The sequence below is a fragment of the Streptomyces roseirectus genome, from assembly GCF_014489635.1.
Taxonomy (GTDB): Bacteria; Actinomycetota; Actinomycetes; order Streptomycetales; family Streptomycetaceae; genus Streptomyces; species Streptomyces roseirectus.
Genome location: NZ_CP060828.1, coordinates 6,942,634 through 6,955,738, shown reverse-complemented (window position 1 = coordinate 6,955,738; position 13,105 = coordinate 6,942,634). Strand labels below are relative to the sequence as shown.

Genomic DNA, 13,105 nt, shown 5'->3' with positions numbered 1-13,105 from the left:
TGACCGCCGTGACCTCGGCCTTCACACACGCCTCACCATTCCGGGACCGAACCGATGTTCAGGGCCGCCGTGAAGCGGTTACGTTCGACAGCATGGAGAACCTGCTCCGTCCCGTGATCGTCGTGGGCGGCTCGGTCGTCCTCACGCTGTTCATCGGCTGGGCCACCGACCGGCTGCTGAGCAAGGCCGACGCCCGGCACTCGGAGACCCCGCTGTGGGGTCTGCTGCGCCGGGGCCGCGTCCCCTACCAGCTCCTGCTGTGCGCCGCGCTGCTCAGAGGCTCCTACGACAGCGCCGAGCTGCTTCTCGAACACCGGGTCGGCATCGGGCGCGGCCTCACGCTGGTCCTCATCGGGTCGGCCGCCTGGCTGGTCGTCCGCATCGCCGCCGCGGTCGTCGAGACGACGTTCACCCGTTACGCCAGCTCCCGCGCGCACCGCGATCCCGCGCGCGTACGCCGGGTGCGGACCCAGGTGTCCCTGATCATGCGGGTCGTCGCGGCCGTCGTCGGGGTCGTCGCCGTCGCCGCCATGCTCCTCACGTTCCCCGCGATGCGGGCCGCCGGCGCGTCCCTGCTCGCCTCCGCCGGCATCATCGGCATCGTCGCCGGTGTCGCCGCGCAGTCCACCCTCAGCAACATGTTCGCCGGGTTCCAGATCGCCTTCGGGGACATGGTCCGCCTCGGCGACACCGTCGTCGTCGACGGCGAGTGGGGCACCGTCGAGGACATCACCCTCACCTACCTCACCGTCCGCACCTGGGACGAACGCCGCATCACCATGCCGGTGTCCTACTTCACCTCCAAACCCTTCGAAAACTGGTCCCGAGGCGGCGCCCAACTAACGGGCACCGTCTACTGGCACCTGGACCACTCCGCCCCCCTCGACACCATGCGCCTCCACCTCCGCGACATCCTCCGCGCCTGCGAAGCGTGGGACGGCCGCGCCTACGACCTCACGGTCACCGACACCACCCCCAACACGATGGAGGTCCGCGCCCTCCTAACCGCCAAAGACGCCGACGACATCTGGAAAGTCCGCGTCACCGTCCGCGAACAGATGATCCGCTGGCTGTACGAACACCACCCCTACGCCCTCCCCCGAGTCAACACCGCAGACGCCATCCGCCCACCCCTCCACCCACCCCGCCCGGACGGCGCATCACCCCGCCGGGCACATGAACCGCCAAGGGCGTCGCGGGGGTAGCTGTGGGGGTGAGTGGCGGTGGGTGGCGGTGGATGGCGGTGGGTGGCGGTGGGTGGGGGGCGCAGGTCAGGGATGTGAGCATGCGGGGCGGTGGCAGGGCGGGGCTGCGGTTGAGCCGGGCGCGGGCGCGTCGTGGTCGCGCGGGGACGCGGCGGTGGGTGAGCCTGGGCGCGGGCGCGTCGTGGCTGCGCGGGGACGCGGCGGTGGGTGAGCCTGGCGCGGGCACGTCGTGGCTGCGCGGGGACGCGGCGGTGGGTGAGCCTGGCGCGGGCACGTCGTGGCTGCGCGGGGACGCGGCGGTGGGTGAGCCTGGCGCGGGCACGTCGTGGCTGCGCGGGGACGCGGCGGTGGGTGAGCCTGGCGCGGGCACGTCGTGGCTGCGCGGGGACGCGGCGGTGGGTGAGCCTGGCGCGGGCACGTCGTGGTCGCGCGAGGACGCAGCGGTAGCGGGGCGGGACTGCGAGTGAGCCGGATGCGGGCGCGTCATGGCTGCGCGAGGACGCAGCGGTAGCGGGGCGGGACTGCGAGTGAGCCGGATGCGGGTGCATCGTGGCTGCGCGAGGACGCGGCGGTAGCGGGGCGGGACTGCGAGTGAGGCGAGCGCGGGCGCGTCATGGCTGCGCGGGGGCCCGGGGCCGTAGCGGGATGGGGCTGCGGTTGGGCCCGGCGCGTCGTGGCTGCGCGGGGCGCGGTGGTGGCGGGATGAGGCTGCGATTAGGCGCGGGTGCATCGTGGCTGCGCCTGGGCACGCGGCGGCCGTCGTGTGGCGCGACCTGGCAGGGCGAGTACCGCCGAGTGGGCCGCCCGCACCCAACCACCCACCCGCACCCAAGTCCTTCAGGAGCGCGGGGCCGTGCCTGATCTGCGGCTACCGCTCCCGCGCCCAACCACCCACCAGCACCCAGTCTTTCAGGGGCGCGGGGAACTGCGCGAACAACCACGACGTACCCGCACCCGGCACAACCACAGCCCCACCCCCCACCTCCCCGCATGCTCACATCCCCGACCCGCACCCCAGTCCTCCAGGGGCGCGGGGAACTGCGCGAACAGCCACAACGCACCCGCACCCGGCAAACCACGGCCCCCACCCTCACCGCAAGCTCCGTACATCCAGCTGCCGCAACACCCGGTCCACCACTTCCGGATCCGCCCCCACCTCCCCGCGCGCCGCAAGAACCTCATGCCGGGCGGCGCTCATCATCTCGCCCTGGATCCTCCGCACCCGCTTGAGCCGCCGAACGCGCTGTTCATGCCCCTCAAGCCGCTCATCCTCCGCAAGGCCCGGCGAGATCCGTACCCCGATCTCGAAGGCCCGCCGCAACAACTGCTCGGACACCTCCTCCGGCAACTCCTCAACCGCCTCGATCTCCCGGAGCCTGCGCTTCGCGGCCTTGGCGGCCCGCACGGCGAGCGCACGCTCATACGCCTTCTCCCGCTCCGTATCGGCCCGCACCCCCAGCCTCCGCACGAGCCACGGAAGGGTCAGCCCCTGAAGAACGAGCGTCGTCATGATCACCCCGAACGCGATGAAGACGATCTCGTCACGGGCGGGAAACGCACCCCCCTCATCGACATGCAACGGAATCGCGAGGGCGAGCGCCACAGACGCCACCCCCCGCATCCCGGACCACCACATGACGACGGTCTCCCGCCAGCTCATCGGAATCTCCTCGTCGACATCCCGCCGGGCATGCAGCCTCCGCGCCAGCCACCCGGCCGGCAACAGCCACAGCAACCGCACGACGATGACGACCCCGGCGACGACGGCGGCCCACCCCAGCATCTCCCCCCACCGCCCGGACGCCGTCCGGATCGCGTTGTGCAGCTCAAGCCCGATGAGCCCGAACGCCACCCCGGTGACGAGTGTGTCGACGATGTCCCAGAACGCGTGCCCGGCAAGCCGGTTGACGACGTCGTCGGGGTCGGTCGCGTACTCGGCCAGGAACAACGCACAGGTCAGCACAGCCAGCACCCCGGACCCGTGCAACTCCTCGGCCAGCACGTACGCCGCGAACGGCACCAGCAACGTGAGGCTGATCTGCAACGTCGCGTCCCCGAGCAGATCGAGCAACTTGTTGGCCCCCCACCCGAGCCCAACCCCCACAACGACGGCGACGACGGCGGACAGCACGAACTGGAGCACCGCCTCCCCGGCGTGGAACTCCCCGCTCACGACGGCCGCGATGGCGACGTGGTACAGCACGATCGCGGTGACGTCGTTGAACAGCCCCTCCCCCTCCAGAATGGACACGAGCCGCCGGGGCAACCCGAGCTGCCCGGCGACAGCGGTAGCGGCAACAGGATCGGGCGGCGCGACCAACGCCCCCAACGCGACAGCGGCGGCAACGGAAAGCCCCGGCACGATGGAGTGGGCGACGGCCGCGACGGAGAACGTCGTGACGAAGACGAGCGCGACGGCCAGCAGAAAGATGGGCCGCTTGTTGGCCGCGAACTGCCGCCACGACGTCCGCCGCACCGCCGCGTACAGCAACGGCGGCAACAGCACCGGCAGAATCAGCCCCGGCGGGATGTCCACGTTCGGCACGAAGTCCGCGACGGCGAGCACGATCCCGAGCAACGTCATCAGCACCGGCGACGGCAGCCCGAACCGGTCCCCGAGCGGCACACTGATCACGGCCCCGAGCAGCAGCACGAACAACAAGGCCAACTGGTCCACGACAGGCGCTCCGGCGTTCTAGACACAGGCGATCAAGAACAAGCCTCGCACCCGGGCCCACACACCGAGCCCGCCAGGGCCCGTCAGCTCACCCGTACGTCTCCTCGCGCACCAGATCCAGCGCCCGCTGAAGGTCCTCGGGGTAGTCGCTGGAGAACTCGACCCACTCCCCGTCCCCGGGGTGCTCGAACCCGAGGCGCACGGCGTGCAGCCACTGCCGGGTCAGCCGCAGCCGCTTCGCGAGCGTCGGGTCGGCCCCGTACGTGAGGTCGCCGACACACGGGTGCCGGTGCGCCGACATGTGCACCCGGATCTGGTGCGTGCGCCCCGTCTCCAGCTTGATGTCCAGCAGCGACGCCGCCCGGAACGCCTCGATGAGGTCGTAGTGCGTGACGGACGCCTTGCCGTCCGCGGTGACCGCCCACTTGTAGTCGTGCTGGGGGTGGCGTCCGATGGGCGCGTCGATCGTCCCGCTCGTCGGGTCCGGGTGCCCCTGGACCAGCGTGTGGTACCGCTTGTCGACGACCCGCTCCTTGAACTGCCGCTTCAGCGACGTGTACGCCCGCTCCGACTTCGCGACGACCATCAGCCCCGACGTCCCGACGTCCAGCCGGTGCACGATCCCCTGCCGCTCGGCCGCCCCGGACGTCGAGATCCGGTACCCGGCGGCGGCGAGCCCTCCGATCACGGTCGTCCCGGTCCACCCCGGCGAGGGATGCGCGGCGACCCCGACGGGCTTCACGATGACGACGACGTCATCGTCGTCGTACACGATCTCCATGCCCTCGACCGGCTCGGCCACGATCTGCACCGGCGCGGGCGCCTGCGGCATCTCGACCTCCAGCCAGGCGCCGCCGTGCACGCGCTCCGACTTGCCGACCACCGAGCCGTCCACCGAGACCTTCCCCGCGGCGGCCAGCTCGGCGGCCTTGGTGCGGGAGAAGCCGAACATGCGGGAGATGGCGGCGTCGACGCGCTCGCCCTCCAGGCCGTCCGGCACGGGCAGGGTTCGGATCTCGGGAATCGTGCTCACCCGTCGAGTATGTCAGTCCTTGTGGACGGTCCCGTCCGGGTCCAGTCCCTTGAACGACAGCAGGACGATCAGAATGCCGCCACAGACGATCGCCGAGTCCGCCAGATTGAACACCGCGAAGTGCTTCGGCGCGATGAAGTCGACCACGGCCCCCTCGAACACCCCCGGCGCCCGGAAGATCCGGTCCGTGAGGTTCCCGAGCGCCCCCCCGAGCAGCAGCCCCAGCGCGATCGCCCACGGCAGGCTGTAGAGCTTCCGCGCCAGCCGCACGATCACCACGATCACCGCACTGGCGATCACCGTGAAAATAACGGTGAACGCCTCCCCGAAACTGAACGCCGCCCCCGAATTCCGAATGGCCTCCAGCTTCAGCCAGTCCCCGATCAACTCGACCGGCGCGTGATGCTCCAGCTTGGCCACCACAATGATCTTGCTGACCAGATCGAGCGCATAGGCAACGGCAGCCACCACAAACAACACGGCAACCCGCCGCTTCCCCCGAGGCTGCTCGCTCTCAGGTTCCTCCGACGTACCGATGACGCGCTCCACCTCTGCCACGTAAGTCCCTCACGTAGGTACCAGTGAGGACGAGAGTACGACACCCCTGGAAAGACAGGCGCGCAGCGCCGTCCTTTCCAGGGGCGCGGGGCTGTATCGATTTGCGGCTACCGCCGCGCGGGCGCGATCAACCACGACGGCGCCGCACCCGCCAACGCACCCCCGCCACCCCCCTCAGTAGCGCCGTTCCTCCTTCTGCTTGCACTCAACACACAGCGTCGCCCGAGGAAACGCCTGCATCCGAGCCTTCCCGATCGCCTCCCCACACCTCTCGCACACCCCGTACGTCCCCGAGTCCAACCGCTCCAACGCCCGCTCACTCTGCGACAACATCTCCCGCGCGTTCGCCGTGAGCGCCATCTCATGCTCCCGCGTGATGTTCTTCGTCCCGGTGTCCGCCTGATCGTCCCCCGCCCCGTCCCCGGAATCCCGCATCAGCCCGGCGAGCGCGTCCTCGGACGAGTGGATCTCCCCCCGCAGCCGCAGCACCTCCGACATCAGCTCCGCCCGCGCCTCGTCCACCTCCGCCTCGGTCCAGGGTTCCTCCCCCGCCCGGACAGCCAACACCCCAGCGACCACCTTCGTACCTCCCGTCTCCGCGACCACTGTCGGTTTCACGGCCTTCTTCCGGGCCGCGGCTTTGCGCGCCGTTCCCTCGACAACCTTCCCCGTCTTCTTCGCCACCATGGCCGCGGCCCCTTCGCCTACCGTGATCTTGCACGCGAATCGTGGTCGGACGATAAATCGACTTACGCCGGTCGGCAACAGCGCGCACCGCCCGCCCCGGCCCCGGGAATACCGTTCGGCCAACCTCCCCCGGGCCCCGTACACTGAGCGGAGCGAGAAAGCTTGGATGGGGACGAGTAGCGGCGTGAGCGGCCGAGAGCGACCCGGGGACGGTGGGAGCCCGGGGGCGAGCGCGACGCGAAGATCACCCCGGAGCCGCCGGAAGAAAGCCAGCAGGCGAGTAGACCCGGTTTCGCGACCCCAATGAGAGGGTCCCGCGGTCAGCGGGGCCAAGGAGGGTGGTACCGCGGGAACCCGGCGAGGCCGGACACGTTTCTCGTCCCTCCGACGGAAGGCAGCAAGTCCGTTGGAGGAAGCTCGGAGATGACAGAGCCGACGTACCGCCCAGTCCCCGCCCAGGTCGACCTGCCCGCGCTGGAGCACGCAGTGCTCGACTTCTGGCGTGAGCAGAAGATCTTCGCCAAGACCCTGGAGCAGTCCGAGGGCCGCCCGGAGTGGGTGTTCTACGAGGGCCCGCCCACCGCCAACGGCATGCCCGGCGCCCACCACATCGAGGCCCGCGTCTTCAAGGACGTCTTCCCCCGCTTCCGCACGATGCGCGGCTACCACGTCGGCCGCAAGGCGGGCTGGGACTGCCACGGCCTGCCGGTCGAGCTGGCCGTCGAGAAGGAGCTGGGCTTCTCCGGCAAGCAGGACATCGAGGCGTACGGCATCGCGGAGTTCAACGCGAAGTGCCGTGAGTCGGTGCTGCGCCACACGGACGCCTTCTCCGAGCTGACGACCCGCATGGGGTACTGGGTCGACCTCGACGACGCGTACGTCACGATGGACCCGGAGTACATCGAGTCCGTCTGGTGGTCGCTGAAGGAGATCTTCAACAAGGGTCTGCTGGTCCAGGACCACCGCGTCGCCCCCTGGTGCCCCCGCTGCGGCACCGGCCTCTCGGACCACGAGCTGGCCCAGGGCTACGAGACGGTCGTCGACCCGTCCGTGTACGTCCGTCTCCCCCTCACCTCCGGTCCGCTGGCCGGCGAGGCCGCCCTCCTGGTGTGGACGACGACCCCCTGGACGCTGGTCTCCAACACGGCCGTGGCCGCGCACCCCGAGGTGACGTACGTCGTCGCGACGAACGGTGACGAAAAGCTCGTCGTCGCCGAACCGCTCGTCGCCAAGGCGCTCGGCGAGGGCTGGGAGACCACGGGTCAGACCTTCACCGGCGCCGAGATGGAGCGCTGGAACTACCAACGTCCGTTCGAGCTCGTGGAGTTCCCGGAGCCGGCGCACTTCGTCGTGAACGCGGACTACGTCACCACCGAGGACGGCACCGGCCTCGTCCACCAGGCCCCCGCCTTCGGTGAGGACGACCTCAAGGTCTGCCGCTCCTACGGTCTGCCCGTGGTGAACCCGGTCCGCCCGGACGGCACGTTCGCCGAGGACGTGCCGATGGTCGGCGGGGTCTTCTTCAAGAAGGCGGACGAACAACTCACCGAGGACCTTCAGCAGCGCGGCCTCCTCTTCCGGCACATCCCGTACGAGCACAGCTACCCGCACTGCTGGCGCTGTCACACCGCGCTCCTCTACTACGCGCAGCCGTCCTGGTACATCCGCACGACCGCCGTCAAGGACCGTCTCCTCCAGGAGAACGAGAAGACGAACTGGTTCCCGGACAGCGTCAAGCACGGCCGTTACGGCGACTGGCTCACCAACAACATCGACTGGGCGCTGTCCCGCAACCGCTACTGGGGCACCCCGCTGCCGATCTGGCGCTGCGAGGACGACCACCTCACGGTCGTCGGCTCCCGCGCCGAGCTGACCGAGCTGACCGGCACGGACCAGTCGTCCCTGGACCCGCACCGCCCGTTCATCGACGCGGTCACCTTCGCGTGCCCCCAATGCCAGAAGACGGCGACGCGCGTCCCCGAGGTCATCGACGCCTGGTACGACTCGGGTTCGATGCCGTTCGCGCAGTGGGGCTACCCGCACAAGAACAAGGAACTGTTCGAGTCCCGCTACCCGGCGCAGTTCATCTCCGAGGCGATCGACCAGACTCGCGGCTGGTTCTACACGCTGATGGCGGTCGGCACGCTCGTCTTCGACAGGTCGAGCTACGAGAACGTCGTCTGCCTGGGCCACATCCTGGCCGAGGACGGCCGCAAGATGTCCAAGCACCTGGGCAACATCCTCCAGCCGATCCCGCTGATGGACCAGCACGGCGCCGACGCGGTCCGCTGGTTCATGGCGGCCGGCGGCTCCCCGTGGGCCGCGCGCCGGGTGGGCCACGGCACGATCCAGGAGGTCGTCCGCAAGACCCTCCTGACGTACTGGAACACGGTCGCCTTCCAGGCCCTGTACGCCCGCACCTCGAACTGGGCCCCCTCCGAGGCCGACCCGGCCCCCGCCGACCGCCCGGTCCTGGACCGCTGGCTGCTGTCGGAACTCCACGCCCTCACCGCCCAGATGACGGAGGCGCTGGACGCGTACGACACCCAGCGCGCCGGCAAGCTGCTGTCCGCGTTCGTCGACGACCTGTCCAACTGGTACGTGCGCCGTTCCCGGCGCCGTTTCTGGCAGGGCGACAAGGCCGCGCTGCGCACGCTGCACGAGGTCGTCGAGACGGTCACGAAGCTGATGGCCCCGCTGACCCCGTTCATCACCGAGCGGGTCTGGCAGGACCTGATCGTCCCGGTCACCCCGGGTGCCCCGGAGTCGGTGCACCTGTCGTCGTGGCCGGAGGCGGACGAGAAGGCGATCGACGCCGAGCTGTCCCGGCAGATGGTCCTGGTCCGCCGGCTCGTCGAGCTGGGCCGCGCGACCCGCGCCGAGTCCGGTGTGAAGACCCGTCAGCCCCTGTCCCGCGCGCTGATCGCGGCGTCCGGCTTCGACGCCCTCGACCGCGAGCTGCACGCGCAGATCACGGAGGAGCTGAACGTCTCGGCGCTGGCCTCCTTGAGTGAGGTCGGCGGTTCGCTGGTCGACACCACCGCCAAGGCCAACTTCCGGGCGCTCGGCAAGCGGTTCGGCAAGCGCGTCCAGGACGTCGCGAAGGCCGTCGCGAACGCCGACGCGGCGGCGCTGTCCCTGGCCCTGCGCGAGGGCACGGCGTCCGTGGAGGTCGACGGCGAGACGATCACGCTGTCCCCGGAGGAGGTCATCGTCACCGAGACGCCCCGCGAGGGCTGGTCGGTGGCCTCCGACTCCGGCGCGACGGTCGCCCTCGACCTGGAGATCACCGAGGAGCTGCGCCGCGCGGGCCTCGCCCGTGACGCGATCCGCCTGATCCAGGAGGCCCGCAAGAACAGCGGCCTCGATGTCGCCGACCGCATCGCCCTGCGCTGGGAGTCCACCGACCCGGCCGTGACCGAAGCGCTGGCCGGGCACAGCGACCTGATCGCGGACGAGGTCCTGGCGACGGACTTCGCGACCGGTTCCGCCGACGGCTCCTACGGCGACCCGTTCACGGACGAGGGCCTGAGCCTGACGTTCCGTCTGCGCAAGGCGTAACCCGCACGACGAAGGCCCGGCTTCCCCGCACAGGGGGCCGGGCCTTCGTCGTCCCCCTGATCAACTCCCCCTCAACTCGCGTAAAAAGGGCGCGGCCCCGGACGAATCCGGGGCCGCGCCCTGAACGCTGCCGACGTCTACGGCGTACTACGTGCCGTAGGGGCCTGTGAGGGCCGTCAGTTGTCGTCCTCGTCGATGAGGAAGCCGCGCATCGGAGAGGGCGCCTGTCCCATCGGGGAGGGGCCCTGCGGGCGGACGGGAGCCATGGGCTGGGTCATGGCGGGGGACATCTGCTGCTGGCCACCGTAGGACGGGGCGACGGGGCTGGGCGCACCCATGCCGGGACCGCCCATCGGGCCGCCCATCCCGGAACCGCCGCCGTTGCCCATGCTGGAGCCACCGGCGCCGTAGGACGGGGCGCCCGCGCCGGCCGGGGCCATGGAGGGCGACGGGGACGGCGGCAGGGAGGCCGTCGCGGGGGTGCGCGGCGGGGCGAGGGAGTCGTCGGCCTGGGTCTCCAGCTGGCGCAGCTGCGACTCCAGGTAGGACTTCAGGCGGGTGCGGTACTCGCGCTCGAAGCCGCGCAGGTCCTCGACCTTGCGCTCCAGCGTGGCGCGCGCGGACTCCAGGGAGCCCATGGCGACGCGGTGCTTCTCCTGCGCGTCCCGCTCAAGGGCGTCGGCCTTGGCGCGGGCGTCGCGCTCCAGGCCCTCGGCGCGCGAACGGGCCTCGCCGACGATCTTGTTGGCTTCGGAGCGGGCCTCGGCGATCGCCTGGTCGGCGGTCTGCTGGGCCAGCGAGAGGACGCGGGCGGCGCTGTCGCCACCGGGGCCCTGACCGGGGCCGCCCATCGGACCGCCCATGGGGCCGCCCATCGGGCCACCCATCTGCTGCTGCATGGGCGGCTGACCGCCCATCGGACCCTGGCCCATCGGACCGCCGGGACCCATCGGGCCCTGCCCCATCGGACCGGGACCCTGGGGACCCTGGCCGCTGGGGCCGGCCGGGAGCTGCGGGGCACCGCTCGGCAGCTGGGGCGGGCCGCCCATGGGGCCGCCCATCTGCTGCTGCGGCGGACCCGATATCCCCGCGGGGACCGGGGCGCCGGGGCCTCGCATGCCCTGCTGGGGCATCCCCTGCTGCGGCATACCGGGCTGCTGCGGCATCCCTTGCTGGGGCATGCCCTGCTGCGGCATTCCTTGCTGGGGCATCCCCTGCTGCTGGGGCGGCATGCCCTGCTGCTGCGGGGGCATGCCCTGCTGCTGGTCCTGCGGCTCGGGGGCCTTGCGCATGTTCTGCTGGTTCTGCGCGGCGGCGCGGGTGGCCGCGGCCAGTTTCGCGCGCAGATCCTCGTTCTCGCGGAGCAGGCGGGTCAGTTCGGCTTCGACCTCGTCGAGGAAGGCATCGACCTCGTCCTCGTCATAGCCTTCTCGGAGGCGGACGGTCGTGAACTGCTTGTTCCGCACGTCCTCGGGGGTCAACGGCATCTCTTCACCTCAACGTTGTCTTCGGCATCGGCAAGACGGTAGGTCACATCGCTCACAGCCGGATCACGATCGAGATCAGGACGTAGACGATGATCATCAGTACGAAGAAGGACAGGTCGAGCGCCACGCCCCCGAGACGCAACGGCGGGATGAACCGCCGAAGAAGCTTGAGCGGTGGATCGGTGACAGTGTAGGTGGCCTCCAGAACGACCACCATCGCCTTGCCGGGTTGCCACGAGCGGGCGAACTGGAAGACGTAGTCCATGACCAACCGGAAGATGAGCACGATGAGGAAGACCATCAGCGCGATGTAGACGATGTTCAGGACCACGCCCATGTTCGGTGCTTCCCTCTCCCCTGCTTACCTGTGCTCTGTCGTGTCTTGCCGTGTTGTTCCGGTGGTGCGTCTCAGCTCTGGTTGAAGAACCCGCCCTCTGCGATGCGGGCCTTGTCCTCCGCCGTGACATCGACGTTAGCAGGAGACAACAGGAACACTTTCTGCGTCACCCGCTCGATGCTGCCATGAAGACCGAACACCAGACCGGCCGCAAAGTCGACAAGTCGCTTCGCATCTGTGTCGTCCATCTCAGTGAGATTCATGATCACCGGGGTGCCCTCACGGAAGTGTTCCCCGATGGTACGGGCCTCGTTGTAGGTCCGCGGGTGGAGCGTGGTGATCCGGTAAGGCTCTCGTTCGGACACGACCTTGGGCATGATCACCGGTGCGTTCTTCTCCAGGGACTGACGTTCTTGTGTGATGGACGCCACGGGCGCGATGCGCGCGGGACGCCCGGATTCCACGGTCGGCGCCGCCGCGCGGACCACCGGCTCGCGGGGAGCGGGGGGTTGGACGATTCGCACCTCTTCGTCCCTTTGGGACTGATGTGCGTTGTGCGACTGGTGGGACGGTTCGTGCCGCCGGTGGTCGCGCTCGGGTTCGTCCAGCTCGGGTTCGAAGTCGTCATCGGGGTCGAAGCCCCGGCCGTCGTACCCATCGTCCTCCACGAGGCCGAGGTAGACCGCCATCTTGCGCATCGCGCCGGCCATGCTCTGAGTCCTCCGCTCTGTGGTGGATCGGTTGACGACTGCCAAGTCCCGCGATCCACGTGGCCCTTGTGTCCGCCTCCTGGCGGGTAATGACCATATTTTCTACTGTGGTCCGACTTCCTGGCGACGTTACCCGAGCCGAGGACGGACTCCGAGTACCGCACTGCCGACGCGCACATGTGTCGCCCCGGCAGCCACGGCCTGCTCAAGGTCCGCGCTCATCCCCGCTGACACCATGGTGGCAGCCGGATGAGTTCGGCGCAGGTCGGTCGACAAATCCATCAGCCGCCCGAACGCCGCCCGTTCACGGCCGGCGTACTCCCCGGTCAGCGGAGCGACGGTCATCAGCCCGTCGAGCCGCAGCCCCGGCGAGCCGGCGATCAGCTCGGCCAACTCCTCGATTCCGCCCGGCGCGACGCCCCCGCGCTCACCGCGCGCACTCTCGCCCGCGTCCAGCGCGACCTGGATCAGGCACCCGGTCTCCCGCCCGGCCTTCCCGGCCTCTTTCGACAGCGAGACGACCAGCCGATCCCGGTCCACCGACTGCACGTAGTCCGCGTAACCCACCACGGAACGCGCCTTGTTGGTCTGCAACTGCCCGACGAAGTGCCAGGTCAGCGGCAGGTCCGCGCACTCGGCGGCCTTGGGCGCGGCGTCCTGGTCCTTGTTCTCGGCGACGTGGCGCACCCCGAGTTCGGCGAGCATCCGCACATCGCTCGCCGGATAGGTCTTGGTGACGACGATCAGCGTCACCTCCGACCGGGCCCGCCCGGCATCGGCGCACGCGCGCGCGATGCGCTCCTCAACCTTCGCCAGATTCCCGGCGAGTTCGTCCTTACGGTCCGTCATG

General features: G+C 70.0%; 11 protein-coding genes. 3 read left to right on the top strand and 8 right to left on the bottom strand.

Annotated features, from left to right (window positions below; all coding sequences use genetic code 11):
• Nucleotides 1-92: 92 nt before the first annotated feature.
• Nucleotides 93-1,205: a mechanosensitive ion channel family protein gene (locus IAG44_RS29850; protein WP_187750172.1), complete on the top strand. Its 1,113-nt coding sequence runs from the start codon at nt 93-95 to the stop codon at nt 1,203-1,205.
• A 158-nt stretch (nt 1,206-1,363) separates the two neighbouring features.
• Entirely contained in the window at nt 1,364-1,672 is a 309-nt protein-coding gene (locus IAG44_RS29845) for a hypothetical protein (protein WP_187750171.1), read from the top strand.
• A gap of 623 nt (nt 1,673-2,295) precedes the next feature.
• Here IAG44_RS29845 and IAG44_RS29840 read toward each other — a convergent pair.
• From IAG44_RS29840 to IAG44_RS44825, 4 genes are all read right to left on the bottom strand, one after another.
• Nucleotides 2,296-3,882, bottom strand: a complete 1,587-nt coding sequence (locus tag IAG44_RS29840; RefSeq protein ID WP_187750170.1) for a Na+/H+ antiporter — start codon at nt 3,880-3,882, stop codon at nt 2,296-2,298.
• An 88-nt stretch (nt 3,883-3,970) separates the two neighbouring features.
• A complete protein-coding gene (locus tag IAG44_RS29835) occupies nt 3,971-4,915 on the bottom strand; it encodes an RluA family pseudouridine synthase (RefSeq protein ID WP_187750169.1) in 945 nt (314 codons plus the stop codon).
• A gap of 12 nt (nt 4,916-4,927) precedes the next feature.
• The gene (gene lspA / locus IAG44_RS29830; protein ID WP_187750168.1) at nt 4,928-5,473 is read right to left on the bottom strand and encodes a signal peptidase II; all 546 of its coding nucleotides are present in this window, start codon (nt 5,471-5,473) and stop codon (nt 4,928-4,930) included.
• Nucleotides 5,474-5,647: 174 nt separating this feature from the next.
• Nucleotides 5,648-6,436 carry a TraR/DksA family transcriptional regulator gene (locus IAG44_RS44825; protein ID WP_425508535.1) on the bottom strand — a complete coding sequence of 263 codons (789 nt, stop codon included), beginning with the start codon at nt 6,434-6,436 and terminating at the stop codon, nt 5,648-5,650.
• Between the two features lie 147 nt (nt 6,437-6,583).
• Between IAG44_RS44825 and ileS the strand changes: the two genes are divergently transcribed.
• The gene (gene ileS / locus IAG44_RS29820) at nt 6,584-9,721 is read left to right on the top strand and encodes an isoleucine--tRNA ligase (RefSeq protein ID WP_187750167.1); all 3,138 of its coding nucleotides are present in this window, start codon (nt 6,584-6,586) and stop codon (nt 9,719-9,721) included.
• A gap of 176 nt (nt 9,722-9,897) precedes the next feature.
• Here ileS and IAG44_RS29815 read toward each other — a convergent pair whose 3' ends face one another.
• The 4 genes from IAG44_RS29815 to IAG44_RS29800 form a co-directional block, all read right to left on the bottom strand.
• Nucleotides 9,898-11,208, bottom strand: coding sequence for a DivIVA domain-containing protein (locus IAG44_RS29815; RefSeq protein WP_187750166.1), 1,311 nt, complete (start codon nt 11,206-11,208; stop codon nt 9,898-9,900).
• A gap of 52 nt (nt 11,209-11,260) precedes the next feature.
• Nucleotides 11,261-11,545 carry a YggT family protein gene (locus tag IAG44_RS29810; RefSeq protein WP_187750165.1) on the bottom strand — a complete coding sequence of 95 codons (285 nt, stop codon included), beginning with the start codon at nt 11,543-11,545 and terminating at the stop codon, nt 11,261-11,263.
• A gap of 71 nt (nt 11,546-11,616) precedes the next feature.
• Nucleotides 11,617-12,255, bottom strand: coding sequence for a cell division protein SepF (locus tag IAG44_RS29805; RefSeq protein ID WP_187750164.1), 639 nt, complete (start codon nt 12,253-12,255; stop codon nt 11,617-11,619).
• A gap of 129 nt (nt 12,256-12,384) precedes the next feature.
• The gene (locus tag IAG44_RS29800; RefSeq protein ID WP_187750163.1) at nt 12,385-13,104 is read right to left on the bottom strand and encodes a YggS family pyridoxal phosphate-dependent enzyme; all 720 of its coding nucleotides are present in this window, start codon (nt 13,102-13,104) and stop codon (nt 12,385-12,387) included.
• Nucleotide 13,105: the final 1 nt, after the last annotated feature.

Coding starts and splice junctions, on each gene's coding strand:
- IAG44_RS29800 (WP_187750163.1), bottom strand. CDS start 13,104: ATGACGGACCGTAAGGACGAACTCGCCGGGAATCTGGCGAAGGTTGAG.
- IAG44_RS29810 (WP_187750165.1), bottom strand. CDS start 11,545: ATGGGCGTGGTCCTGAACATCGTCTACATCGCGCTGATGGTCTTCCTC.
- ileS (WP_187750167.1), top strand. CDS start 6,584: ATGACAGAGCCGACGTACCGCCCAGTCCCCGCCCAGGTCGACCTGCCC.
- IAG44_RS29805 (WP_187750164.1), bottom strand. CDS start 12,255: ATGGCCGGCGCGATGCGCAAGATGGCGGTCTACCTCGGCCTCGTGGAG.
- IAG44_RS29850 (WP_187750172.1), top strand. CDS start 93: ATGGAGAACCTGCTCCGTCCCGTGATCGTCGTGGGCGGCTCGGTCGTC.
- IAG44_RS29815 (WP_187750166.1), bottom strand. CDS start 11,208: ATGCCGTTGACCCCCGAGGACGTGCGGAACAAGCAGTTCACGACCGTC.